The organism is Thauera sp. WH-1, from assembly GCF_047806685.1.
In the GTDB taxonomy this organism is placed as follows: Bacteria; Pseudomonadota; Gammaproteobacteria; order Burkholderiales; family Rhodocyclaceae; genus Thauera.
Map to the genome: position 1 here is coordinate 21,357 of NZ_JBLQGP010000008.1, position 24,802 is coordinate 46,158.

Annotated in this window: 25 protein-coding genes and 1 pseudogene; 3 read left to right on the plus strand and 23 right to left on the minus strand. The window is 67.1% G+C overall.

Annotated features, from left to right (window positions below):
* Positions 1 to 17: 17 nt before the first annotated feature.
* Positions 18 to 212, plus strand: a complete 195-nt coding sequence (locus tag ACMV5O_RS09790; RefSeq protein ID WP_416163278.1) for a type II toxin-antitoxin system VapB family antitoxin — start codon at positions 18 to 20, stop codon at positions 210 to 212.
* Entirely contained in the window at positions 209 to 610 is a 402-nt protein-coding gene (locus ACMV5O_RS09795; protein WP_416163279.1) for a PIN domain nuclease, read from the plus strand. The genes ACMV5O_RS09790 and ACMV5O_RS09795 overlap by 4 nt, the downstream gene beginning before the upstream one ends.
* 24 nt (positions 611 to 634) lie before the next feature.
* Here the strand turns inward: ACMV5O_RS09795 and ACMV5O_RS09800 are convergent, their stop codons facing one another.
* Positions 635 to 1,084 (minus strand): MaoC family dehydratase, encoded by a 450-nt coding sequence (locus ACMV5O_RS09800; RefSeq protein ID WP_416163280.1) that lies wholly within the window; start codon positions 1,082 to 1,084, stop codon positions 635 to 637.
* 78 nt (positions 1,085 to 1,162) lie between these two features.
* On the minus strand, positions 1,163 to 2,386 hold the full coding sequence (locus tag ACMV5O_RS09805; protein WP_416163281.1) for an MFS transporter: 1,224 nt from the start codon (positions 2,384 to 2,386) through the stop codon (positions 1,163 to 1,165).
* 97 nt (positions 2,387 to 2,483) lie between these two features.
* Between ACMV5O_RS09805 and ACMV5O_RS09810 the strand changes: the two genes are divergently transcribed.
* Positions 2,484 to 3,419: a LysR substrate-binding domain-containing protein gene (locus tag ACMV5O_RS09810; RefSeq protein WP_416163282.1), complete on the plus strand. Its 936-nt coding sequence runs from the start codon at positions 2,484 to 2,486 to the stop codon at positions 3,417 to 3,419.
* An 84-nt stretch (positions 3,420 to 3,503) separates the two neighbouring features.
* Here the strand turns inward: ACMV5O_RS09810 and ACMV5O_RS09815 are convergent, their stop codons facing one another.
* The 21 genes and pseudogenes from ACMV5O_RS09815 to ACMV5O_RS09915 form a co-directional block, all read right to left on the minus strand.
* A complete protein-coding gene (locus ACMV5O_RS09815) occupies positions 3,504 to 4,430 on the minus strand; it encodes a peptidoglycan-binding domain-containing protein (RefSeq protein ID WP_416163283.1) in 927 nt (308 codons plus the stop codon).
* Positions 4,431 to 4,526: 96 nt separating this feature from the next.
* Entirely contained in the window at positions 4,527 to 5,525 is a 999-nt protein-coding gene (locus ACMV5O_RS09820; RefSeq protein WP_416163284.1) for a hypothetical protein, read from the minus strand.
* A gap of 22 nt (positions 5,526 to 5,547) precedes the next feature.
* Positions 5,548 to 5,922 carry a hypothetical protein gene (locus tag ACMV5O_RS09825; protein ID WP_416163285.1) on the minus strand — a complete coding sequence of 125 codons (375 nt, stop codon included), beginning with the start codon at positions 5,920 to 5,922 and terminating at the stop codon, positions 5,548 to 5,550.
* A gap of 237 nt (positions 5,923 to 6,159) precedes the next feature.
* Positions 6,160 to 7,098, minus strand: coding sequence for an AEC family transporter (locus tag ACMV5O_RS09830; RefSeq protein WP_416163286.1), 939 nt, complete (start codon positions 7,096 to 7,098; stop codon positions 6,160 to 6,162).
* A 69-nt stretch (positions 7,099 to 7,167) separates the two neighbouring features.
* Positions 7,168 to 7,407, minus strand: a complete 240-nt coding sequence (locus tag ACMV5O_RS09835) for a thioredoxin family protein (RefSeq protein ID WP_416163287.1) — start codon at positions 7,405 to 7,407, stop codon at positions 7,168 to 7,170.
* Positions 7,408 to 7,409: 2 nt separating this feature from the next.
* A complete protein-coding gene (locus tag ACMV5O_RS09840) occupies positions 7,410 to 8,879 on the minus strand; it encodes a permease (RefSeq protein WP_416163288.1) in 1,470 nt (489 codons plus the stop codon).
* 44 nt (positions 8,880 to 8,923) lie between these two features.
* Positions 8,924 to 9,022, minus strand: a pseudogene (locus ACMV5O_RS09845) (arsenical resistance protein ArsH); the annotation flags it as partial.
* On the minus strand, positions 9,019 to 10,080 hold the full coding sequence (arsB, locus tag ACMV5O_RS09850) for an ACR3 family arsenite efflux transporter (RefSeq protein ID WP_416163289.1): 1,062 nt from the start codon (positions 10,078 to 10,080) through the stop codon (positions 9,019 to 9,021). The gene arsB and the pseudogene ACMV5O_RS09845, both read right to left, overlap by 4 nt.
* A 20-nt stretch (positions 10,081 to 10,100) precedes the next feature.
* Positions 10,101 to 10,433, minus strand: a complete 333-nt coding sequence (locus tag ACMV5O_RS09855; RefSeq protein WP_416163290.1) for an ArsR/SmtB family transcription factor — start codon at positions 10,431 to 10,433, stop codon at positions 10,101 to 10,103.
* Positions 10,434 to 10,467: 34 nt separating this feature from the next.
* Positions 10,468 to 11,799: an organoarsenical effux MFS transporter ArsJ gene (gene arsJ, locus ACMV5O_RS09860; RefSeq protein ID WP_416163291.1), complete on the minus strand. Its 1,332-nt coding sequence runs from the start codon at positions 11,797 to 11,799 to the stop codon at positions 10,468 to 10,470.
* Positions 11,800 to 11,801: 2 nt separating this feature from the next.
* The gene (locus ACMV5O_RS09865) at positions 11,802 to 12,845 is read right to left on the minus strand and encodes an ArsJ-associated glyceraldehyde-3-phosphate dehydrogenase (RefSeq protein WP_416163292.1); all 1,044 of its coding nucleotides are present in this window, start codon (positions 12,843 to 12,845) and stop codon (positions 11,802 to 11,804) included.
* Positions 12,846 to 12,961: 116 nt separating this feature from the next.
* Positions 12,962 to 13,678 (minus strand): HAD family hydrolase, encoded by a 717-nt coding sequence (locus ACMV5O_RS09870; RefSeq protein WP_416163293.1) that lies wholly within the window; start codon positions 13,676 to 13,678, stop codon positions 12,962 to 12,964.
* Positions 13,671 to 15,605 carry an aminodeoxychorismate synthase component I gene (gene pabB / locus ACMV5O_RS09875; protein WP_416163294.1) on the minus strand — a complete coding sequence of 645 codons (1,935 nt, stop codon included), beginning with the start codon at positions 15,603 to 15,605 and terminating at the stop codon, positions 13,671 to 13,673. The genes ACMV5O_RS09870 and pabB overlap by 8 nt, the downstream gene beginning before the upstream one ends.
* A gap of 10 nt (positions 15,606 to 15,615) precedes the next feature.
* Positions 15,616 to 16,149, minus strand: a complete 534-nt coding sequence (gene fae, locus ACMV5O_RS09880) for a formaldehyde-activating enzyme (RefSeq protein WP_416163295.1) — start codon at positions 16,147 to 16,149, stop codon at positions 15,616 to 15,618.
* 112 nt (positions 16,150 to 16,261) lie between these two features.
* Positions 16,262 to 17,158: a formylmethanofuran dehydrogenase subunit C gene (locus ACMV5O_RS09885; RefSeq protein ID WP_416163296.1), complete on the minus strand. Its 897-nt coding sequence runs from the start codon at positions 17,156 to 17,158 to the stop codon at positions 16,262 to 16,264.
* Positions 17,155 to 18,090, minus strand: coding sequence for a formylmethanofuran--tetrahydromethanopterin N-formyltransferase (gene fhcD, locus ACMV5O_RS09890; RefSeq protein ID WP_416163297.1), 936 nt, complete (start codon positions 18,088 to 18,090; stop codon positions 17,155 to 17,157). Before fhcD ends, ACMV5O_RS09885 begins: the two co-directional genes overlap by 4 nt.
* Positions 18,091 to 18,119: 29 nt before the next feature.
* The gene (locus tag ACMV5O_RS09895; RefSeq protein ID WP_416163298.1) at positions 18,120 to 19,796 is read right to left on the minus strand and encodes a formylmethanofuran dehydrogenase subunit A; all 1,677 of its coding nucleotides are present in this window, start codon (positions 19,794 to 19,796) and stop codon (positions 18,120 to 18,122) included.
* Entirely contained in the window at positions 19,793 to 21,106 is a 1,314-nt protein-coding gene (locus ACMV5O_RS09900) for a formylmethanofuran dehydrogenase (protein WP_416163299.1), read from the minus strand. Before ACMV5O_RS09900 ends, ACMV5O_RS09895 begins: the two co-directional genes overlap by 4 nt.
* Before the next feature lie 561 nt (positions 21,107 to 21,667).
* Positions 21,668 to 23,101 carry a hypothetical protein gene (locus tag ACMV5O_RS09905; RefSeq protein ID WP_416163300.1) on the minus strand — a complete coding sequence of 478 codons (1,434 nt, stop codon included), beginning with the start codon at positions 23,099 to 23,101 and terminating at the stop codon, positions 21,668 to 21,670.
* Positions 23,098 to 24,390: a ParA family protein gene (locus tag ACMV5O_RS09910; RefSeq protein ID WP_416163301.1), complete on the minus strand. Its 1,293-nt coding sequence runs from the start codon at positions 24,388 to 24,390 to the stop codon at positions 23,098 to 23,100. The genes ACMV5O_RS09905 and ACMV5O_RS09910 overlap by 4 nt, the downstream gene beginning before the upstream one ends.
* Complete coding sequence (locus tag ACMV5O_RS09915) at positions 24,387 to 24,800, minus strand: SAM-dependent methyltransferase (protein WP_416163302.1); 414 nt, start codon at positions 24,798 to 24,800, stop codon at positions 24,387 to 24,389. Before ACMV5O_RS09915 ends, ACMV5O_RS09910 begins: the two co-directional genes overlap by 4 nt.
* Between the last annotated feature and the right edge of the window lie 2 nt (positions 24,801 to 24,802).

Genomic DNA, 24,802 nt, shown 5'->3' on the forward strand with positions numbered 1-24,802 from the left:
TCAAAGGAATACACATCGTGCGCACCAACATCGAAATCGACGACCACCTGATGCAGGACGCCCTGCGCATGACCGGACTCAAGACCAAGCGTGAAGTGGTCGAAACCGGCCTGCGCACCCTGCTGCGCCTGTGCGAACAGCAGAGGATCCGCAGTCTGCACGGCAAGCTCGACTGGCAGGGCGATCTCGACGCGATGAGGACCGACCGTTGATCCTGGTCGACTCCAGCGTCTGGATCGACTATTTCCGCGGAATGCCCACCCCGCAGGCGGACTTCCTCGACGCCCTGCTCGGCCGCGAGCCCATCCTCATCGGCGACCTCATCCTCGCCGAAGTCCTGCAAGGTTTCACCAGCGACCGCGACTTCGAGCAGGCAAGAACGCTACTCGGCGCGCTCGAGGTGCTCAACCTCGGCGGCGCCGCGATCGGCGTCCAGGCCGCGCGCAACTTCCGCACGCTGCGGGCACTCGGTATCACCGTCCGCAAGACCATCGACACCGTGATCGCCACGAGCTGTATCGAGCACGACCACGCCTTGTTGTTCAGCGACCGTGACTTCGACCCGTTCGTGCGCCACCTTGGCCTGCGCTCGGCAATGCGTGAAGCGTGATTCGGCTCCGGGCGACGTCTCCGCTCACGCCCGCCGCTGCACCACGAGATTCGCCACGTAGACCTGCAGTGCCTCATCGTCCTGGTTCAGCGTCGTGACGCGCACCTTGACGATGCCCTGCTCCGGGCGCGACTTCGACGGGCGGACATCGAGTACCTCGATCTCGAGACGCAGTTCGTCTCCGGGCCGCGCCGGCCGCGGCCAGCGCAGTTCCTCCAGGCCGGCGCCGACCACGCCGCCGGCCGGGCGGAACTCGCTGTCTACCAGCAGCCGCATGGTGACCGCCGCAGTGTGCCAGCCGCTTGCCGCGAGCCCGCGGAAGAGCGTTTCCTGCGCCGCCGCCTCGTCGAGGTGGAAAGGCTGCGGGTCGAATTCGGCCGCAAAGGACCGGATCGCGTCGAGTCCGAGCGTGCGGCGGCCCGAGCCGAATCTCTGGCCCACGGTGAGGTCGTCGAGGTAGTGAGGCTGTGTCATCGTCAAGGCTCCTTTGCCCGATCATCGTGTGGGTCTTGAATTCAGCCGCGGACGACGCGATCGCCGCGCGCAGGCGGGTCAGGCGGCGTGCGTCTGCAGCGGCTGCACCCGCGCCTCGCGGATGGGGAGATTGAGCAGTGCGGCGGCAAGGGCGAGCGCCATGTCCGCGTACCACATCCAGGTGAAGTCACCGAACGCGCTCAACGCAAGACCGCCCAGCCAGGCGCCGAGAAAGCCGCCGATCTGGTGCGACAGCAGCGTCAGTCCGAACAGCGTCGCCAGATAGCGCGTACCGAACAGCTTGCCGACGATCGCCGCTGTCGGCGGCACCGTGGCCAGCCAGGTGAAACCCAGGCCGGCGGCGAACAGGTAGAAGGTCCATGCGGTGGGCGGCATCAGCAGGTACCAGGCGATCAGCAGCGCGCGCGAGCCATACATCAGCGCCAGTACGTGCTTGCTGCGGTAGCGCCCCACCCAGGCGCCGGCGAACAGGCTGCCGAACACGTTGGCCAGCCCGATGATGGCCAGCGAGGTGCTGGCCACCCCGGCCGGAAGGCCGCACAGGTCGACCTCACCAGGCAGATGCGTGACCAGGAAGGCGATGTGAAAGCCGCAGGTGAAGAACCCGGCGTGCAGCAGCAGGTAGCTCCGGTCCTTCAGCGCCGCGCGCACGGCCGGGCCGAGGCGCTGCTCGCTCCCCGCCGCCGGCGCCGCTGCAGTAGCGGCACCGGGCGCCGTGAGCCGGCCGACCAGCGGCAGCGCCGCCAGCGCCGCCACCGCCATCGCCCACATTGCGCCCATCCAGCCGATCGACTGGATCAGCTTCTGCAACAGCGGCGCAAACACGAACTGGCCGAACGAGCCACCGGCGTTGATCACCCCCGACGCCGCACCGCGCGCATCGGCCGGCAGGCGCTGCGCCGCGGCGCCGATCAGCACCGAGAAGCTGCCGATCCCCGAGCCCATCGAGGCGAGCAGGCCCAGGCTCACCGCGAGGCCGAAGCCGTCGTCGACGAAGGGCGTCAGCGCGCAGCCCACTGCGAGCACCGCCAGGCCCACCACCAGCACCACCCGCACCCCGTAGCGATCGGCCAGCGCGCCGGCGACGGGCTGGATCGCCCCCCAGCTGAGCTGCCCGATCGCCAGCGCCAGGCTGACGGTGGCCACGCCCATGCCGGTCGCGCTGTTGAGCGGGCTGACGAACAGGCCGAACGACTGCCGCACGCCCATCGTGACCATCAGGATGCCGGCAGCAGCCAGGGTGACGACCAGCACATCGGGGCGGCGCAGGGTGTGGAACATGGCTCGAACTTCCGCTTTCGGACGAGCGCGATTGTGTCCGCGCGGGCGGTCGCCGACAAACGATCTATACTGCGCCATGAAATAGATTTTCTATGCCATGAATCCTTACCCGCCCCTGAAGGCGCTTGTTGCCTTCGATGCCGCGATGCGTACCGGCAGTTTTTCTCTTGCTGCGGCGGAACTCTTCGTCACCGCCGGTGCCGTCGGCCAGCAGATCCAGAAGCTGGAGGAATGGCTGGGCGTCGCCTTGTTCGTGCGCCAGGTCCGCCAGGTGCAGCCGACCGAGGACGCGCTCGGCTACTGGAAGCGCATCCAGCCCGCGCTGGCGCAGATCGCCGACGCCAGCCACAGGCTCCGCGACCGCCGCAACAGCGCCGTGGTGCTGTCCATGCCGCCCGGCTTTGCCACCAAGTGGTTCGCCAGCCGCATGGCCGGCCTGCTGCGCCGGCATCCCGAGATCGAACTGCACCTCAATGCCACGCCCCAGGTGGTCGACCTCGAGCGCGAATCCATCGACCTCGCCATCCGTTACTTCGACGGCCGCGCCCCCGAACTCGACGTGACGCTGCTGCTGCAGGACGAGAGCCGCGTCTACGCCAACCCGCGCTATCTCGCCCCGCTCGCGTTGCGCGCGCCCGACGACGTGGTTCGTGCCACGCTGCTGGTGACGACACTGCAACCGCACTGGCCCACCTGGCTGGATCGCTACAGCCGGCTGTCGGCGGCGCAGATCGCCGCCATCCCGCGCATCCACTTCGACCAGAGCCTGATGGCGATCGAGGCCGCGCGCCAAGGGCAGGGCCTGGTCATGACCAGCCCGCACCTGGTGGAAGCGGAGCTGGCCGAAGGTTCGCTGGTCGAACCGTTCGCGCATGCGCTGGCGCTGACGCAGGGCTACTACCTGGTGCACCACGGCAGGCCGCCGCTGCGCTCGGCGGTGGCGACGGTCAAGCAGTGGTTGATCGAGGAGGCAGGCCGTTCGCCTGGGGCAGCCGGGACACCTCCGGAAGCGCCTCGCCCAGCGGGGACGTGAAGCGGGCGTCAATCTGGACAACGAAGGATTGAGGAAAGCGCAGAGCCCGTCGATGCCAAAGGACAGCAGAAAAGCGCTGCTACATCACGAAAGCCCCAATTCGGCGAGCGTATCCGGGCCGACCTCGCCGTCCACCACCAGCCCGCGCGCGGCCTGAAAGTGCTTGACCGCGTCCGCCGTCTGCGGCCCATAGATGCCGTCTGCCGTCCCCGGCGCAAAACCGAGCTTCACCAGGCGGCGCTGGATTTTCTCGACCATGTCCGACTTGGTCATCGGCTCAGTCAGGCGGAAGAAGCCCGATGGCGCAGTCACCCGAACCGGGTCGCCGGTGCGGAAGTAGCGAATGCCGGGGACGAGCACACCGGTGTCCCAGCGCCGCGCGCTGATCGTGTGGGCAATGACGCCGGTCTTGCTGCTGTGCGCTTCCACGGTGCCGCCGCTGCCATCGCAGAACACGATGTGGCCGACCGCCCCGGGCTGCGGAAAGCGCAGCAGGACGGCACCTGGAATCACTGCGGCCTCAGCCACGCGCACCGTGCATCCAGCGGCGCGCGCCTGCTGCGCCCAGAACCCGGTGAAGGCATCCGCACGCACGGGGTCGTTGCGCGGTTGCGTGCCAAATAGCACTCCCGAACTCTGGAACACGCACCAGGATACGAACTCGGCACAGTCCCACGGCCCTTTCCAGCCGGCGTTGGCCATCGGCGCGCGCGCGCCCAGCTTGTAGGGCTCGCCGATATGCCGCCGCGCGAGGGCGAGCACATCCTCGCCGCTCACTTCGCGACCAGCGCGCCGGACGATCGGTGCGAGCAGCGCACTCGGCCGCTCGGCAGGTGCGGCGACGGATGGGGTCGCCGCGAAGGGCATATCGTCCGCGAACGGCATGTCGTCCGCGAATGACATGTCCTCCGCAAACGGCACTTGAGGCGTCGCAGGGGGCAGGGTCTTCCGCGCGCGGCCACCTTCGGCCTCGCGATTGACCTTCGACAGGTTTCGGGATTTCTTCGCCATGATTTCTCCTCGCGACGTGCCATGCCGGGCGACGCGGCGCCTCATCAGCGGGCGCGCGTCCTTCGCTGTGCGGCTTCACGCGCCGCACAGCGCTCCTCACTGGGCTTGGCCGGTGCCGCTCGCCGCGCCGTTCTCTTGCGCCTGCAGCTCGCGCGCGACCACCGCCTTGACCCCCTCGGTCAGCCGCCGCGCGGCCATGCCAGTGGTGAAGAAGCGCTGCAGCCCGAACTGCACTGTCTCGGTTGCAGTGTCGACCTTGAACTGGCCGAAGACCGACAGCGCGTCGTCCTCGTAGTCGGGTTCGGGCCCCTCCCCGCCATGGCGGCCACCCAGTCGTGCGGACGAACCATCCGCAGAGCGGATCATGACCGGCACGAAGGCGATGTCGCGGCCGGAATAGCCCAGGCTGAACTGCACGCCCTGCTCGGCCACCGATGTCGAGAGGCCGATGCCCAGGGTATTGGTCTGCGCAAAGACGAGGGGCGGCACATAGACCAGACTCGCCGAGTTCGATTGCGGCGAGCCCGCCGCGCCACGCCGTTCGGAGTCGTCGTCGGCGGCCTGCGCCTTGCCGTCCTTCGCGTCGCCATCCTGCGGCCCGGGTGTCGCGGCCGGTTCGGCAGGGCCGCGCGAGTCAATTGAGGCATCGGCCGGTGCCTTGCGGCCCTTGGGCCGGCCGGCCCATCCGTCACGGTAGGCTTCGGCGAGGTTCGTCGCGGCGAGGCCGGTCGCGAAGAAGCGCCCGAGCGCCACCTTTCGCGTGCCGGAGCCACTGTCTGCAGCGTGGGCGCCCTGGCCCTCGAACTGCCCGAACACCGACAGCGCGTCCTTGTCCCACGTGGTGCCCGCGCCATCCTGCGTGCGCGCCGTGATGGCCTGCCCCCTGCCCTGACTGACCGCTCCGACCGGCACGACGGCGACGTCCTGGTCCTTGTAGCCCAGCGTGAAGTCCACCCCCTGGGTAGCCGCACCGGTGCCGATGCCGAGCCCCATCACGACCTGCTCGCCGAAGAAGAGCGGCGGTGCTGGTGCGCTGGTGCATGCATAGAGGATGAGCGGAGCGACGCACACAAGGCCTTTCGCAAGCGGACACATCGGATCGATCTCCTGTTTGCCCCTAGGGTGCCGAGGCGACGCACAGTCCCGCGCTGTCGCTCGCCAACTGACGGGCTGCGTCGAGCTCCTCGCGGGTGAGGACCCAGACCACCACCCGGCACTCATCGTCGAGTGCCGCCCAGCTCTGGCGCGCATACCCCGCCGTCCAGCCGAACGGACTGCGCGACAACCCGAACGAACGCAGCTCGGCCACATAGGACGAAGTCGCGTCCGGCAGCTCCACCGCGAGCACGCCCCAATGCCGCTCCATCCTGACGGCATTGGGATCGAGCGTGGATTCGATCCGCACGGTCGTGCACGCGGCCAGCGCGAGTACCGCACCCATTACCACAAGCGCGGCGCGAAAGCGGCTCGTGCGGACCCATGCGGCATCCATCGATGTTGCACCTCGTCGTCCGCGGTCGGGGAGCGCCTTTCGTCATATGACCGATGACGACGCGCCTGATGAGTCTGGTCTAGCACAGGGCGCATCATTTGCAAGCTGCCGCATTCGGACCGCATCGGCTTGCCGCCACTGCGGGCGCGCGCAGCGCGGGACAAGGCTCGGTGTCAACCCGATACGCCGCCCGCGCCGTCCGGCTTCATCTTCACCATGACGACGTAGGTCGGGGCCTCACCCCCCGGCGCCGCTCAGCCACAGGAAGCCGCTGATGGTGAAGAAGGAGCTCACCGTGGTCGCCACCAGTGCCGCCGCACACAGCCCCTCGTGGCCGTACTTCTGCGCCAGGATCGGATACACGCTCATCATCGGCATGCAGGCATTGAGGACGGCCGCGGTACTCAAGGCCTCGCCCGCGGCCGGGAAAGCGAGGAAGGCGAGATAAACGCCGAGCGGATGCAGCAGCAGCTTGCCCGCGACGATGAGGCCGATATCGCCGGCGGCAATTCGCACCTTGAGGCCGGCCAGGGTGCCGCCGATGTAGAACAGCGCCACCGGCGCCGCGGTGCTGCCCAGTAGCTCCACCGCGCGCGCAAAGGGCACCGGCAGCGCCAAGCCCAGCGCCGAACACGCAAGGCCGGCGAGGATGGCGAGGATCATCGGGTTTCGCGCCAGGCTCAACACGATCCCCCTGAGTACCACCGGCCAGCGCCCACCGCCCCCACCCCCGAGCTCGGCCAGCGCCAGCAGCAGCGGGAACATGATCAGCGCCTCGACCAGCGCATACACCGCCAGCGCCGCGCTCGCAGTGTCGGGCGACAGTTGCCGGGCGATCGGAAAACCGATGAAGGCGCTGTTCGACACCGACATGCCCAGCGCCAGCACCGCCGCCATCTGCAGCTTGCGCCGCAGCGCCGTCATCGCCAGCGCCACCACGCCGCCTGCCACCACCAGCGAGCCGAGCGCATAGGGCAGCAGCAGGTCGAGGCGGACGGTCTCGGCGAGCGCCCCCGACGACACTGCCCCAAACAACAGCGCGGGCAGCGCAAAATTGATCACGAAGACGCCAAGCGCACGCATGTCGGTCGGCACCAGCACGCGCAGCCGCACCGCAGCGAAGCCGACGGCAATGAGGATGAAGATCGGGCCGGTGATGGCGAGGATGGCGAGCATGGGGGACGCGGTTTCGTCGCAGATCTGGCTTGGGGTGGGCCGTTGCCGGTGGGTTGTCCTCGGCAGGCATCAAGCCGCCCGGATCCACTCCGCAATCGTCGCGGCGGTCGGAATCCGCCCCGACGACACCAGCTTGTCGTTGATCACCAGGCCGGGCGTCTTGAGCACGTCATAGGCGACGATCTGGCCCACGTCGGTCACCTTGACCACCTGCGCCTCCACCCCGGTGGCGGCCACCGCCTCGTGCACGATTTCTTCCAGCTTGCGGCAGTTGGCGCAGCCCGGGCCGAGGACCTTGATGCTGAGCATGATCAGACTCCCTTGAGTGAGGACGCGGTGCTGCGGCGGCTGGCAATCGACAGCAGCGCCGCCAGAACCACGATGAAGCCCGCGAGGTAGAGCGCGAGCAGGAGCAGCGCGGCGCCATCGATCCAGGCACCGTAGATCAAACCGGCAGCCGCGCTGAAGAGCGCGACCAGGCCGACATAGGTGAAGGTCTTTGTGCGGCCGATGATCGCCGCGATGATCAGGACGCTCTGCAGCGACAGCTCGGGGTCGGACATCAGGTAGGCGAGCAGCGGGCCGCGGTGCATGCCGAGTTCGAGGAACATCTTGGCAATCGGCACCTCGACCAGGGTCGGGAAGTACATGAACACGCCGAAGGCGACCCCCGCCAGGTTGCCGGTAAGCGAGTTGGTGCCGGCGAGCATCTCGATCCATTCCGGGCGGATCAGCACGCGGATCATGCCGACGATGAACACGCCCACCACCAGCAGCGGGAAGATCTGCTTCACGAAGCGCCACGACTCCCACAGCCAGTCGCGCAGTTCGTCCTCGCTCAGGCGGTGGCGCACGATGAAATGCAACACCGCGAGCGCGGCGGCCACGGCGAAGAACTTGCCGGTCAGGCCCACGCGCAGCCCGCCTTCCACCGGCTGCACCGAAAGCGCCGCCGCCAGCAGCGTCGCCGCGATCAGCGCCAGGCTCGTCCAGGTCCATGCGTTGGCACCGCCGGCGATGTTCTCGAGCCCGCGCCAGGCCGCAACGCCGATCGCCGCCAGCAGCGCGATCAGCACCACGCCCTGCACCGACACACCCTCCTCGCCCTTCGCCGCGTCGTAGGGCACCAGGCGGTCGAGCGCGGCCTGCCAGCCCTGGGCGTCGGCGAGCGGCAGTTGGAGGCTCACATACGTCCCGGTCAGCACGTCGAGCTTGAGCGTGCCCGCGAGCAGCAAGGCCACCCACACGAACAGGAAGACCAGCGCCATCCGCCCCATGCCCGCGCCCTGCGCGCCGAAGGCGCTGTCGGTGGCGAGGTCGTGCGCGACGTCGTCCGCGCGGAACAGCAGCGCCATGATCAGGCCGATGCCGATGCCGAAGGTGAGCGACAGCAGGAAGCGCGCGATGGCCAGGTCAGGCCCGATGATGCCGCCGGTGTAGACCAGCGCCAGGATGTTGGCCGCCGGGGCGAAGAACAGGAAGGTGATCGCCGGGCCGAGGCCGGCGCCTTTCTTGTAGATGCCGGCAAAGAGCGGAACGATGGTGCACGAACACACCGCCAGCAAGGACCCGGCGGCAGCGGCAGCGGGATACGACACCGCCTTGCTCGAGTTGCGACCGAGGAAGCGGGTGATGGTCTCCTTGGGAATCAGCGCCGACATCGCACCGGCAATGAAGAAGGCCGGCAGCAGGCACAGCAGCACATGGGCAGCAAGATAGGCGGCGAGGTTGCCCACGCCGCCGTGGAGCACGGGCAGCACCCAGGAAAGCACCGAGTCCATGTACGCCCTCCCGCAAGGAAGTCCTTATTGTGCGCCCACGCTCGTCAGATTGCCGCCTGATTCACCCGCGCCGACAGCTCGGCCGCGCGCTCCTTGCGCTCGCTGTAGCGATCGACCAGGCAGCCCGCGATGTCGCGCATCAGCGTGCTTCCTCTTTCATGACGCACTGCCGCGCGGGGATGACGGCAGGGGCAAACCAGTGCTTCGTGCGGTTGACGATGGCCACCAGCGACAGCATCACCGGCACCTCGACCAGCACGCCGACCACGGTTGCGAGTGCCGCGCCCGAGTTGAGCCCGAACAGCGAGATCGCCACCGCCACCGCCAGCTCGAAGAAGTTCGAGGTGCCGATCAGGCAGGCCGGGCCGGCGACATTGTGCGGCAGCTTCATCGCCCTGGCGGCGACATAGGCGATGAGGAAGATGCCGTAGGTCTGCACCAGCAGCGGCACCGCGATCATCGCGATCACCAGGGGTTTGTCGATGATGGTATTGGCCTGGAAGCCGAACAGCAGCACCACGGTGGCAATCAGGCCGACGATGGACCAGGGCTTGAGGCGGCCGACGAACGCCGCCACCGCGGTGGGCGAGCGCTGCTGCAACGCATGCCGCGTCGCCATGCCGGCCGCGAGTGGCAGCACCACGTAGAGCATGGTCGACAGCAGCAGCGTCTCCCACGGCACGGTGATGTTGGTCACGCCGAGCAGGAAGGCGGCGATCGGCGCGAAGGCGAAGATCATGATGATGTCGTTCACCGACACCTGCACCAGGGTGTAGTTGGGGTCACCCTTCACCAGCTGGCTCCACACGAAGACCATCGCGGTGCATGGCGCCACGCCGAGCAGGATCATGCCGGCGATGTACTCGCTGGCCGAAGCCGGATCGACCCAGGGCGCGAACACGTGGTGGAAGAACAGCACGCCCAGCGCCGCCATCGTGAAGGGCTTGATCAGCCAGTTCACCATCAGGGTGAGGATCAGGCCCTGGGGTTTCTTGCCCACGTCCCGCACGGCGTGCCAGTCGATCTGGATCATCATCGGGTAGATCATCACCCAGATGAACACGGCGACGACCAGGTTGACCTGGGCGAACTCGAGGCCGGCGATGGCCTGGAAAGCCCCCGGCGCGAGCAGCCCCAGCCCCACGCCGGCGAGGATCCCCAGCCCGACCCAGATCGTCAGGTAGCGTTCGAACAACCCCATCTCAAGCCTCCAACTTCAGTTCAGCAGTTCAGCCCGGAGCCACAAGCGTCGACACCACACAGCTCGGGCATGCCGGCGCAGCACTCTTCGGTGAGGTAGGCAATCAGTTCGCGCATCAGCGCCATGTTGGCGCGGTAGCGCTGGTAGCGGCCTTCCTGTTCCGCCGACACCAGGCCGGCGTGGGTCAGCGTCTTGAGGTGGAAGGACAGGTTGGTCGGCGGGACGTCGAGCGCGGCCGACAATTCGCCGGCCACCATGCCTGCGGGGCCGACGCGCACCAGCAGGCGGAAGACATCGAGGCGGATCCCCGAGGACAACGCCTCGAAGATGGGCAGTGCAGTGTTCTTTTCCATGATCGTTCTCCAGGCCGGCGGCTCAGGGCGCCGCTCAGGGCGCCCCCCGGGCGGCATCCTGACGCACCAGCGGCAAGGCCAGCGTCGCCAGCCAGCACAACAACAACATCAGCGCCGAGCCGATCAGCGCATACAGCAGCCCGCCCCATTGGTACAGCAGGCCCGACAGCAGCGTGCCGATGAAGCGCCCGAGCGCGTTGGCGGCATAGTAGAAGCCGACATCCTCGGCCGCCTTCTCCGAGCCTGCATAGGCCAGCACCAGGTAGGAATGCACCGAGGAATTGACCGCGAAGGCGAAGCCGAACAGGCCCAGCCCGCCGACCACCACCCACTCGAGATTCGGCACCTGCAGCCACACCGCCATTGCCAGCGCGGCGGGAATCACCGCCAGCAGCGCCGACCACAGGCGTGCGGCCGGCACCTCGCGGCTGAGGCCGTCGGCGCTGCGACGCACGATGTGCGGCGCGGCCGCCTGCACCAGCCCATAGCCGATGGTCCACGCGGCGAGGAAGCTGCCGACCATGGTGAAAGTCCAGCCGGCCGAATACAGGAACACCGGCACACCGACCACGAACCACACGTCGCGCGCGCCGAACAGCACCACCCGCGCCGCCGCCAGCGCGTTGATGCCGGGGTTCTTGGCAAAGAGCTCGCGCACCGAGCGCGAGGCCTTCTTCCGGCCCATCATCGCCGGCAGCGATGTCGCCACCCCGATCAGCACCAGCGCCAGCAGCCCCGCCATCGCCCACAGCGCACCGCGGAAACCCAGCGTCTCGAGCAGCACGCCGCCGAGAAAGAAGCCGATGCCCTTCATCGCGTTCTTGCTGCCGGTGAACCACGCCACCCACTTGAAGAGCTGGCCCTGACTTCCACCTTGGGACTCGGCCTTCGCCTCGGCCTGCGTGAGCTTGATCGCCGACTTGCTGGCCGTCTTGGTCAGGTCCTTGGCCACGCCGCAGATGCCCTGCGCCACCACCACCCAGGCCACGGCCATCGCCGCCGTCCAAGCCGGGTCGAGCAACGACAGCAGCACGAAGCCCACGATCTGCGTCACCAGGCCGACCGCCAGCATGCGCGCGATACCGAAGTGCGTCGCCAGCCAGCCACCGACAAGGTTGGCCAGCACGCCCGCCGCCTCGTAGAGCAGGAACAGGAAGGCGAGCGTGAACGGCGAATAACCCAGGCGATAGAAATGCAGCAGCACCAGCATGCGCAGCGCGCCGTCGGTGAGCGTGAAGCCCCAGTAGGCGGCGGTGACGATGGCGTAGTTGCGCGCGGCGTGCCCCACACCGGCGGCGGGCGCCGCGGGTTTGGGGGGCGCTGCGGGCGCGGGGGGCATCGAGGGCGGGCGGGGTGCTGCGTTCATCATCAAATGCCGACGCTTTCCATGTGGCAGGCCAGGTCGACCATGCGGCAGGCGTAGCCCATCTCGTTGTCGTACCAGGCGTACACCTTCAACATCGTGCCGTCGGTGACCATCGTCGACAGCGCATCGACGATCGAACTGCGCGTGTCGCGGGCGTAATCGACGCTGACCAGCGGGCGCTCCTCATAGCCGAGGATGCCAGCCAGCTCGCCCTCCGACTCGGCCTTGAACAAGGCGTTGACCTCCTCCGCCGTGGTCGCGCGCTGCAACTCGAACACGCAGTCGGTCAGCGAGGCGTTCAACACCGGTGCGCGCACCGCGTGGCCGTTGAGCTTGCCCTTGAGTTCCGGGTAGATCAGCGCGATCGCGGTGGCGCTGCCAGTGGTGGTGGGCGCCAGACTCATCAGCGCGCTGCGCGCGCGGCGCAGGTCCTTGTGCGGCGCATCGACCACCAGGTTGGTGTTGGTCGGGTCGTGGATGGTGGTGATCTGGCCGTGGCGGATGCCCAGATTCTCGTGCACCACCTTGACCACCGGCGCCAGGCAGTTCGTCGTGCAAGATGCCGCTGTGACGATACGGTCGCGCGCCGGATCATAGGCCTCATGGTTGATGCCGACGACGATGTTCAACACGCCACCGGTCTTCACCGGCGCGGCCACGATCACGCGCTTGGCGCCGCGGTCGAGGTGGCCCTGCAGGGTCTCGGGGCTCAGGAACTTGCCGGTGCATTCCAGCACCACGTCCACACCCAGTTCGCCCCAGGGGATCTCGGCCGCCGTGGCGTGCGAGGAGAAGGACAGCGAGCGCTCGTCGATGCGGATCACATCCTCGCCTTCGGCACGGATGTCGGCGCGCCACTTGCCCTGCACGCTGTCGAAGGCCAGCAGGTGGGCCGTCGCCGCCGCGCCGCCCTTCAGTTCGTTGAGGTGCACCACTTCCAGCCGGTTGCCGGCGCGCGGATCGTCCGCCTGCCGCTCCGCCGCACCCATCGCCGCGCGCAAGGCCAACCGCCCGATGCGCCCCATGCCGTTGATACCCACTCTCATGTCGCACTCCACAACAGGATGATATTTTTAGAAGTCTTGAATTATAGAAGCGCCATTGTGAAGGAAATATGAAGATCGTGCGGTGCCAGCCTGAATGACGTCCCGGCCTGAAGCCCCTAGTCCAGCCGCTCGATGATCCTCCAGCCGCGCGCCTCGGCGTGGGCGCGCAGACCGGGGTCGGGGCGTACCGCGATCGGGTCGTCCACCCATTCGAGCAGCGGCAGATCGCTGCGGGCGTCGGAGTAGAACACGCGCTGGCGGAAACCGGCGGCCGCAGCGGGCGCCTGGCCATCGGGCACGCCGGCAATTTCCGCGGCCTGCGCCCGCAGCCACGCCTCCACGCGCGCCACCTTCGCCGCGCCGTGACACAGCGGGCCGAGGTAGTCGCCCGTGTAGCGGCCGTCGACGCGCACCGGCTGGCTGGCGAGCAGGTGCCCGATGCCGAAGGCGCGCGCGAAAGGGCGGGCAACGATCTCGTTGGTGGTGGTCACGATGCAGCACAGGTGACCGGCCTGCTGGTGGCGCGCAACCAGCTCGCGGCTGGCGCCGGGCAGTTCGGCGCGGATCGCCGCCTCGAAGCGGGCCTGCAAGCCGGGCAACTCGTCGGGCGCAATGGCGAGCAGGTGCTGCGCGGCGAAGCGGTGCAGCACCTCGATCGGCGTGCGGCCAGCGACATAGCCATGGCAGACCTCGAGATAGGCCTCATCGGTGCCGGGCGCAAGCACCCCCTCCCCGACCATGAAGCGCGCCCAGCGCAGCCCGCTGTCGAAGGGGATCAGCGTGAAATCCAGATCGAACAGCGCGAGATCGAAGGACGCGAGCGTGTCAGCCACGGTCGGCACGTGCCGCTGCGCTTGCCGGACGGCGGACGCGCTCCGCCTCGCCCGACGCCAGCCGCGCCTCGAGCACGCCGCGCAGCGCGTTGGTCAGCACGATGCGCTCGGCGCGCAGCAGGTCCTCCACGCGCAGGGCCTGCTCGCGCGCCGCCCACTCCGGGTCGTCCAGCAGCGCGGCGCGCATCGTGCCGGGCAGCACGCCACGGCCGACCGGCGGCGTCAGCCATTCGCCGTCGATGTGCAGGAAGACGTTGCTGCGCCCACCTTCGGTGAGCCAGCCGTCGGCATCGAGGAACACGGTGTCGAAGGCGCCCCGCGCCTGTGCCGCGCGGATGCCGGCGTCGTAGCGGCCGCGCAGCGTGGTCTTGTGCGCGAAAAGGCCGTGCGGGTCCTCGATCGGCGCCGGCGCGAGCAGCAGCTCGACCGGCCCGGGCGGCAGCGGCTCGAGCGGCGCCACCACGATCTCGAAGCGCCCGTCCTTGTGCAAGGCCAGCCGCATGCGGCTGGGCTGGCCGGGCGCCAGGCCCGCGACCTGCTGGCGCAGCGCGGCGACGATAGCCGCGCGCGGAAAGGCAAAGTGCAGCGCTGCGGCGCTCGCCGCCAGCCGCGCCAGATGGCGCTCGACCTGACGGACGCCGTCCTCGCGCGTCGCGTACATCGTCTCGAACAGGCTGAAGCCGGGGTCGAGCCCGGTCAGGAAGCGCGCCTTGAGCGCGCACTCCTCGAATTCCTCTTCCGCCCGGCTGTCGATGACGATGCCCGCGCCCACCCCCATGCGGCCGTCGCAACCGGCCCCGTCAGCACGTTGCTGCAGGGTCAGGGTGCGGATGGTGACCGACAGGCAGAAGTCGCCGCAGGCCTGCTCCGGCCTCGCCGGCGGCGCGATCCAGCCAATGCTGCCGGTATACAGGCCGCGCGGCGTGTTCTCGAGCTCGGCGATCAGCTGCATGGTGCGATGCTTGGGCGCGCCGGTGATCGAGCCGCAGGGAAAGAGCGCGCGCAGCAGGTCTGCAAAGCCGGTGTCGTCGGGCAGCTCGGCCTCGATCGTCGAGGTCATCTGGAACACGGTCGGGTAGGCCTCGACCGAGAACAGCGCCGGCACCCGCACGCTGCCGGTGCGGGCGATGCGGCCGAGATCGTTGCGCAGCAGGTCGACGATCATCAGGTTCTCGGCGCGGTTCTTGGTGTCGCCGGCGAGGAGCCGCGCGATCTCGCTGTCGCCCTCGGCCTCGCGCGCGCGCGGCGCGGTACCCTTCATCGGCTTGGCCATCAGGCGCCCGCCGCGGTTGCGCAGGAAGAGTTCGGGCGAGCACGACAGCACCCAGTCCAGCCCGGTCGTGCCTGGCGGCAGCGCGATCAAGGCGCCAAAAGCCACCGGCTGGCGCGCACGCAGGCGGCGGTAGAGGCTCAGCGGCGACCCGAAGCTGCGGAAGTCCAGCCGGTAGGTGTAGTTGACCTGGTAGGTCTCGCCCTCGCCGATCGCGGCGTGGATGCGGGCGATCGCTTCGCAGAAGGCGTCGTGATCCACCGTCGGGCAGATGTCGAGCGCCCCCGCCGGAGCCGGGCTGCGGCCATCACCGCCCTGCTCGCCGCCGGTGTCCGCGCGTTCGCGCGCGATGAGCCAGGCCTCGACCGCGTCAGCAGCGAGCAGCGCCATCTGTTCGAACATCAGCACCCGCAGGCTGCCGCCGTGCTCGGGCGCGAGACGCTCATGCCCGGCATGCAGCAGGCGTGCGCCCCACTCGTAGTCGGCCAGCACCACCGCATGCAGGCCGGCGCGCAGGTCGCGGTCGGCCGCCGCCCACACCGCATCGAGCGTGGCGGGGTCGTCGCAGCGATGCTCGCGCACGAAGCCGGTGAAGAGCCGGCTGGTGGGCGCAGCGGCGGTGGCGTGGCAGTCGTCGAGCAGGGCGAAGCAGGTCATGGCGAACGGTTCAGCTCCAGTCGTCCATGTCGTGCTTGATCGTGTGGCGGTTGGCGATCAGTTCTTCAATGCTCGGCTCGTCGTTGAGCGCGCGCTGGATCGCCAGCTTGGTCGCCTCGTAGTTGGTGCGGTACATGTCCTTTTTGTCCAAGTTCGGGTCCTTGGCACAGCGCGGGTCGATCCACACCAGGCTGATGATGCACAGCTCGTTCGCCACTTCACGCGGGATGATGCCCTCGATCACGCAGTCGATCACCGCATCGGCGGTGGCCGCCTGCACCACGCCACCAAAGAGGTCGATGTTGGCGGAATCCTTGAGCGTCACCTTGGGCACCGTGATCGTGGCCGGACGCACCATCTGGTTGCAGGCGCGGATCGCGAACATCGCGGTGTGGCCCTTGCTCTGCGCCATCATGTTGGCAAAGGCCTGGCCCACCGGGCCATCGGTGCGGCCGATCAGGATCTCGGGCATGGCATCGGTGAACTGGCCTTCGGCAGCCAGCACGGTGGCTTCGCCAGCGTGGAAGGTGTAGAACTTGCTCATTCGCATGCTTCCTCTTGGGTCAATGAAGTCGGATCGAAAGCGGCCGATGCCGGGCTTGTACCCCCGGCATCGGCTGTGGTGTGCGCGACGGATTCGACGAGGCCGGGCGGCGTCACGTCGGCAGCAGCCATTCGCCCTTGCCATCGACCGCCAGGTCGCCGACCAGACGGTGCGGCGCACGTGCAGGCAAGGCGGCGAAGGGGCCGCCATGATAGGCCAGGCTGCGCCGCAGCAATGTCCAGAACACGACGATATCTTGACGCGTCGCGACGAAGGTCGGCGGCGCCGGGGGCTGCGGCCCGGCGAACACCAGGGTGCCGCGGCGCATGCCGTAGCCGCAGTGCCCCCCAACCCGGCCGGCGACCGCGATCGTGCCGGCAACCATGCGCGAGGCCAGGAAGTCGCCGGCGTCGCCGTACAGCACCACGGTGCCGCGCCGCATGCGGTCGCCGCAGCGCGCGCCGGCATTGCCGCGCACGATCAGCGTGCCGCCGCGCATGCCGTCCATGCTGCCCGGCATGGCACCTGCAGCGAAGTCGCCGACATCGCCCGCGACCTCGATCAGGCCGCCCGCCATCTCGCAGCCGGCGAGCTGGCCGGCGCTGCCCGCGACGCGGAGCTCCCCGCCGCGCATGGACAGGCCCAGGCGGTCGCCCACCGCGCCGTCAATCTGTAGCACGCCGCCGTCCAGGCCCTGGCCGATGGCGTCGAAGCGCGAGAGGTCGCCCTCCAGGTGCAGTTCCGGGCCCGGCTCGACACGCCCTTCTGCGGCGGCCGCCGGGATGGCTGCCGAACGGGCACCGGCGCCCGCCTCACCCGCCGCGCCGCCTAGCGCCGCGACGTCGAACAGCTCGCCCAGCGCCAGCCTCTCGTTGCCATGGCGGATCTCGACGCGCGCCACCTCGTCGGCCGTCATCGCCGCCAGCCGTGCCGGAAGCACGCCGCCGAAGTCGACGCGAAAGTCCGGCTGCGCCTTCAGGCGCAGGCTCCAGCCTTGTGTCGCGCTCATGCCGCGCCCTCCCCGCCGAGCAGCGTATGCAGATGAAAGTGGAAAGGCCCGAGCTTGCCGCCGTAGTTGCCGGCGGAAATCCGCGTGACCCCGGCCGCCGCGCCGCGGTCGGCGATGGCGGCGATGCCGGCGCGCATGGCGGCCGACACGTCGGCCTCGGTGAGGCCGTCGATGACGATCTCCATCACGCTACGGGTGTCGGCGTCGAGCTCGCTCGCCCGGACCAGCGGCGTCAGCGCGGGACAGAAGGCGTCGTTGGTCGAGGCCGGCAACGAGGCGTACTTGCTGCCGACCTTGGAGCCGGAACGCACCACCCCACCCGGGAAGGGCATGATCACGCCCGGCACCGCACGCATCGCCTCGACCGCGGCCTCGGCCCCTGCCAGCGCCGCGTCGGTGTCGCGCGCCAGCAGCAGCAGGTTGCCGCCGCCCACCGCCTTCACCAACGCGGTGGTCTCCTCGGCAACGAACTCGCCATCCATCACCGGCACCCGCCAGTAGCGCTTGCCGTCGATCATCTTGGAGATCTGCCAGCCGTCGCCGAAGAAGCGCAGGTTCTTGCCGAGCGCGACCGCCTCGCCTTCATCGAGCCCGGCGTAGATCGCGGTGGTCGGGCAGGTCAGCACGCACTGGCCGACGCGGCGCTCGAGCTGCTTGGCGAGCTCCTTGCCCGACATCGAGAACAGCAGCACCGATGCGCCCGGCCGACCGTCGGGCGTCTCGTCCGCGCCCAGCATGCGCTCGATGCCGGCCTCGCAGCCGCAGGCGATCACCGAGGTGGCGAAGCCGGTCATGGACACGGCCGCATGACGCGCCCAGGTCTCGTTGTGGGCGGTGATCAGCACCCGCGTGGCCTTCATCGGGAAGGCCTCGGCGAAGGTGTCGTCGATCGTCACGCCGTTGAGCGTCGCGCTTTTTGGCGCCGTGTTCATCGCGCTTGTCGTCTCCTGCGGCGGGTTGCTCACAGCGCCCTCCCGCGTCCGTGCACCTTGCACGCCAGCAGCGCGCCGCCGTTGCTGCACGAGCACAGCTCGTCGGTGCCGATCTTCATGTGGCGGTAGCTGATGCTGGCGTGGCGGTCCGCCCAGGCCTCGACCGTCTTCTCGATCGCCGGGTCGTAGTCGGCCTCGACGAAGTGCGTGCCGCCCACCGGCACCGCCTCGATGCGGCCCTTGCGCGCCACCAGGCGGCCGTCCTTGAACACGTATTCCGGGGTGGCGAACATCGCCTCGCGGTCGGCCTCCTCGCGATACACCGCGATGTCGGCGGCAGCGCCGACGCCGAGCTGGCCGCGGTCGGTGAGCCCGAGCAGGCGCGCCGGCGCGGCGCGGGTCATGATCGCGATCTCGTACAGCGAGAGTTCGCGGCGGATCTCGCGCAGGTCCGCCATCGCCGCCACGTCCGGGTGCAGGCGGGCGAGCTGCTCGTCGCGGAAACTCTTGTCCATCAGCAGCTTGATCAGGTGCGGGTAGCTGGTGAAGGGGCCGCCGTTGGGGTGGTCGGTGGTCAGCACCACCCGCCACGGGTCGTCCATCAGCAGGAAGATCTCCAGCCCGATCGCCCACTGCAGCGCATTCACATAGCTCTGCTCGCGGTAGCGGAAAGGCACCACGCCGCAGCCGGCGTCGCACTCGATGTCGCCGCCGACGTACTTGCGCGGGTTGCCGAGGTCGGCGTTGGCAAACTGGCGCATGGTGTCGCCCGAAGCGGTGACCGTCTGGCCGAAAATGATCTGGCCGACGTCGATGCTGACGTTGGGCGCCGCATTGACGCGCTCGACCAGCTGCCGCGCCGCCGAGGAAAACTTCTTCGGCCCTTCCCGGCCGTAGCTGTGGAACTGGATATGCGTGAGGTGCCCGGGCAAGCCCTCGAGGGCGTCGATGGTGGCAAGCGTGGAGTCGATGTTGCCCGCCACGCCGAGGTTGCTGGCGTGGATGTGCAGCGGGTGCGGCACGCCGAGCTCGGACAGCGCGCGCGCCAGGCTATGCACCACCTGGCGCGGCGTCACCCGCCAATGCACGTGGTCCTCGTCGACGTCGAGCTTGCGTTGGTTGAACTTGAAGGCCGAGATGCCGCCCGGGTTCACCACCTTGACGCCCATCGCCTTGCTGGCGCCGATCGCCCAGCCGACGTAGTCGCGGATGCGCTGCGGGTCCTCGCCGCGCGCCAGCATCTCGAGGAACAGCTCCTCGTTGCCCAGCATCACGTAGGCGCCGTGGTCGAGGATCGGCGTGTCGCCCATCTCCATGTGCGCCTGGCGCGCGTTGGCGGCGAGCATCGCCGGCTCGAAGGCGGCGGTGTAGCCCATCTGGGCGTAGCGGTAGCCGGTCTCGAGCGTGCCCGGGGTGCAGCAGCCGTTGGAGGCGAGTTCCAGCAGCGAGTCGCGCGGGCGGTTCAGGCGGTGGTCCTCGGGCAGCATCATGCGCGCCAGGTTCACCTTGCCGCCGCCGATGTGGGTGTGGAGGTCGATGCCGCCCGCCATCACCACGCAGCCGGCGAGGTCGTATTCGGTGTCGACGGTGTCCCCGGGGTGCAGCGCGACGATGCGGCCGTCGCGGATGCCGAGGTCGCGGATCTCGCCGTCGACGCCGTTGGCGGGGTCAACGATGCGCCCGCCCTTGAGCCGGATCGTCGTCATTGCGCGCCCTCCTTTGCCGCCGCCCCGCTCGTCAGGCGCGCGACCAGCGCGCGCGCCACCTCGGCCACGGTCGGCAGGCCGTCGTCTCGCAGCGCGTGCAGCGGCAGCGACACCACGCTGTCGGCGCGCAGCAGATGGCCGTCGGCGTTGATGCCCGGCGTCGCCACCGGGATGAACACGGTGCCCGCCTGCGCGCAGCCCGCCGCGAGCCCCGGGTGGCCGAGCACGATGCGCGGCAGCGCGGTTTCCGGCGGCGGCAGTCCGGGCGTGAAGCTCGCCACCCACAGCAGCAAGTCGACCGCGCGCTCGTCCAGCAGGCGCGCGCTGGCGTACTGCAGCGGGTCGTGATCCACGCCCTGCGGCCCCACGCGCGAGCGCAGCGGCAAGCCGGAGAGCCAGCTCATCGCGCCGTTGGCGGTCTGCGCGCCGTCGTTGCCGCCGAGGGTGAAGGCGCCGGCGCGGGTCTTGCGGTTCAGGTTCATCAGCAGGCGCAGCAGGGCTTCGCCGACCAGCGCGCCGTGCTGCGGCAGGCGGCCGGGCTCCCAGACGATCACGCAATAGCGGGCGCTGCGCATGGCGTCGGCGAGCGCGGAGAGTTCGGAGGAAGCGGCGGCGGCCACCCGGCGGCCATCGACCAGCGCCGCCAGCATCGCCACCGCATCGAAGAGGTCGCCCGCCGGGCGCACCGCCTCAACCGCGCTCGCCCACGGGATGTCGGCCGCGGTGGGCGTTCCCTCGCCGGCGGCGAGAAACACCACCCGGCCGCCCTCGCCGCGCCCATCCGCCGGCGCGCAGCGGCGGAAGAACTCGGGATGGCTCGACACCGCATCGGTGCCGACGCAGACGATCAGGTCCGCGCGGTTACGGATCTCGGCGAGCGTGGTGAACATCTGCCCGCGGTCCTGCAGCATGCGCAGCGCGGGCATCATCGCCTCGCCATGGGCGTGGTCGAGGATCGCCCCGCCGACGTTGGCCAGGCGGTACAGCGCGCGCATGCCCTGCACGTCGGTGGCCAGCCCGCCGAACAGCGGCAGGCGCGCGGCAGCCAGCCGGTCGGCGGCGGCATCGAGCGCGGCATCGAGGCTCGCACCCGCCCCATCCACCCAGGGCGTGACACGCCCCAGGCCATCGAAGGCAGCGAGCCCTGCGCGCGCACGCGGGCAGTCGCTGCCGATCAGTTCCAGCGCAGCCCCTGCACGCACGGCAAAGCCGTCGCACAACAGGCTGCAGAACGGGCAGGTCCAGTTCGCCGGCTGCGCGGCTGCGGCGGACACGGACGCGGTGGGATTCGTTTCGGTCGTCGTACTCATGCGCACGCCCCATGCAAGCGATATGCCAAGCCGGGGCGACGGGCACATGCAGGCCCGGGGCGAGTTCTCCGCCCAGCGCCCTGGCGCGCTGCCACCCGGTGGCGTTCAACTCTGGCACAACACCGCGGCCCTGTGGCGGCCGACTGTGTCACAACTGAGCAGGCCTGGAAGCTCGTTCTACCCTTGGAAGATGGCGAACCCGGGCGCTGCGGAGGCACGATCCGCGTCGTCCGGATCGCAGGCTGGCTGGATCGCAGCGCGCGGTCATCGAGGAGATGACGGTGGAAGAGTCTCGCCGGACGCCAATGGCGGGTTAGGCATCGTGGTCCGGTCGGCTGTCTCGCTTTGGGCTCAGGGAGGTCATCGGCCCTTGCGGACATCTGACTAATCTCCCTTGAGCGTCCGCAGTATGGCCGGTTGCCGACCGGGGCAGCGCCCCCGGGGCAAATTGGGGACAGACCACGATTTCGGCTACGCGAGGCACTGCTTTGAATTACGTAAAGCGTTTGGTTTGAACCGTAGTCTGTTTCCTATTCTGAAAACGCTGGATGCTTATAAGCCTCAGCTCCTGGGTTTCACGCCGCCCTTGCGGCCCAGACCGAAACCGACACGATACAGATCGGGCATATCGATACGGCCGTCCTTGCGATTCACTAGAATCCCAAGTCGCTCTAGGTCCTTGCGCACACCATCCCAACTCCCGGCATGCTGCGGTGGTAGGTGCGTCGTTGAAATGCTTCCCGGCCCCTCACGGAATGTGTCTTCCCAAGCAGCCTTAATTCCATCGTATTCGCAAGGAACATTTGTGCCCTCAAGTGGGGACATCACTTCCGGAACCCAGGGGTCATCCTCAGCGACCTGCTCAACACGAATCTGCGATGCTTTCTGAATACCTCGCTTGATGCTTTCATAATGGAGTGCAAAGGGGTATTCGTCGGAGTATCGTTCGCTGTCTTCGGCGGCTGCACTGATAGCGGCAAGAAAAGAACGTGGCGAAGTCCAGCCATGGCCGTCGGCAAGGTGACTAACGCTCCACACATAGGGAACGCCTCGCCGTGCATCCTTGCCCATCTTGTCCCCTGCCAGTGCTTCGAACAACCTGCGTTGATAAGGTGCTTCCGAATATAAGGCTCGAGGCAAAATCCAAGTTTTGCCCGCAGAGAGCAGTTTTTCACTAGCTGGCAGAACTGAAGTCGCCACTGAACGCAGGCAGTCACCATGTCCGCCGGGCGCATTGATCAGACGCTGCCACATCATGGCATGCAAGTCCTGGAGTTCCCAAGTCAAGTCTGCACGAGTTGCCAGTATTTTGGAGGCATCCACAAATGATGTCACGGTACGTTCCATCTGATCCGGGCGGAGAAAAACCTTGGCACGCAAGTTCGGAAAATCTCTCAGCCACAACGCAACCCGCAAAAGATCCCGCACGATGCGGTTCATAGTATCCCAATCATCACTTGTGCGATCAAGCGCATCAAAGACGATCATGCCCAACTGATTGCGCTCAACTAGCTTCTCATTTGCAGCCTCAGCAATCCGCGCAAACTCCTCCGGGTTTGCTAAGACCCATTGTACAGAGTCCGTCCAGGAGGCTTGGGTAACGACTTCGTCAACGATTGACGACAACCAGCGAATCACCACTGCCCGCCAAACAAGGTAGGGATCATGTCCCTTATCTAGCAAATCCTTGAATGTTTCTTTATCCGGATAGAGCTGCCTGCTCGGTCGTGCTGCATGTCCAACATGAATAAGCGTTTTGGCCAATTCCTCGACTGATCCTCCGATCTGCTTACGCAAATCATCATCACTCAATGCAGCAGTCCAGAACGACTTGCCCACCCCTCGAGCGCCGACCACTAGAACAGACTCGCGGGATAGTGCCTTACGGTGGGCTGGTGGAATGTAGAGGGTTCCGGGGCGCGGAATTTCACCCTTGTTATCAAGCTCGAAAGGTGCGGCAATGATGGCCTGCCGAATGGCTTGTGGGTTCATCATGCCAATTGCCCCTGCGTGAGTGAGCGATTCAGAAACTCAATTAACTCTCCGTATACAGAATGAACTTCACTGTAATCGACCTGCACCATACGATGTTGCAGGCTCAGCAGGCCATACCAGCCCCGATTCCAACGAATTTGCAACGGTGAGTGAGGTGCATTGTCGTCGTCTTCTTCGAAGTTCCAGTCGCTAATGGCTCCCGGCTCAACTTCATCATAGGTGTCTGCAAACAGGGCGTAGGCATCGGCACGCAAAATTGCCAGATAATCCAACCTTCGTTCATCGTCCGGAACCAATCCGGCAACCAACTGTAGGCGACCACGAATATCCGTAATCACGCCTCGTTGCTGCCAATGGGAGAGCAGTGCTCGATAGCCTGTCCAGGTTTGTTGCCCCTGTATGGCGAACATGAAAATAGTGTGCGCACCGAGATCTGTCACGCAGGCTGCTGCGACCTCATCAATGCCTGCGCGTGAATCAATCAAGATCGCATGCGGGCGAATACGCTCCTCAAGGGTATTGACCAAGCGATTCAACCGCATCGACCAGGATTCGGCTTGCATCTGCGCACGGATTTTGGGCATCCAGACACGTCCCAACTTGGAGACGTACTCTCCTGGATCACGACCATGTGCAGGCACCAGATAAATTTCACCAGCCGTAGTCAAGCCGCTAGTTGCATACAAGTCCTGTATCAGTGGCTCTCCGTTATCAACCAGATCCTCGACCAACCAGTCAGTAACCCCATACTTCGGTTGCCGATCACTTGGCAGCAGCGCGCTGGAAAGCCCCGGGGATTCAAGATCCAAATCAAGCACCAGAACGCGCTTGCCTGCCCGAGCCAATGCCCAAGCACTTGCTGCAAGCGCTGTTGAACGGCCTACGCCTCCCTTGATGGAAAAGAACACAATCCGGGGCGCACCACCTGCAACCTCCGCAATGGACTCCCATCCACTTTCGTTTGCCAGTCGATCAACAATCCAGACGTTATCAAAACCATCCAGGCGGAAAGCCTGTGCACCATAGTGCGCCTGCTCTTGGGTCGCCTCATAGAGAATGCCCGAATCAATAGGATAGGCGTGCAACTCAAGCTGTTTGGAAAGCGATTGGTAGACTGCCTCGATTTCGGGACGCTGCACCTCATCTGCACCGATCTCCTCAGGAACGATAAAGCGCACACGGCCATTCAGATCGCGGTTCAGAATCAGCCAGTCCAGTTTCGAAATCTGATCGTGGTGGATTGCTAGGACTTCACGCGCAACGGGCAGAGTTTGGTCGAAGGTGATCATAGCAAGCCCTCTTTGTCCGCTTTCTTGACCAGTGCTGCGACAGCTAGAGCACCCGCTTGATGGCCTTGCACTTTTGTCTGATCAAAATTGGACTGATGCGCATAGCGCTGAGAAACCAACCAATTGGAGAAAGGATTGAATTGGGGTAAAGACATTTTTGTCGCCAAAAGGTGACCTGAAATGTAGGACTGATACCTAACCCAGGCATTATCTGGTTTTTTGTCTTCCATGATATGCAGCCGATCACCTTTGTCGAGCGACCCACCCTTCAACTTCTCTAGCAACACCTTCAATCCACACTCGGCAGCCACGCCATACAAATGATCGGCATTTGCCCAACGTTGTGCCTGAAATAGACGCTCTGCGTCATCCAAGTGGCGTTGGTGCGCATCGAGGAAATCTTCTTTCATTT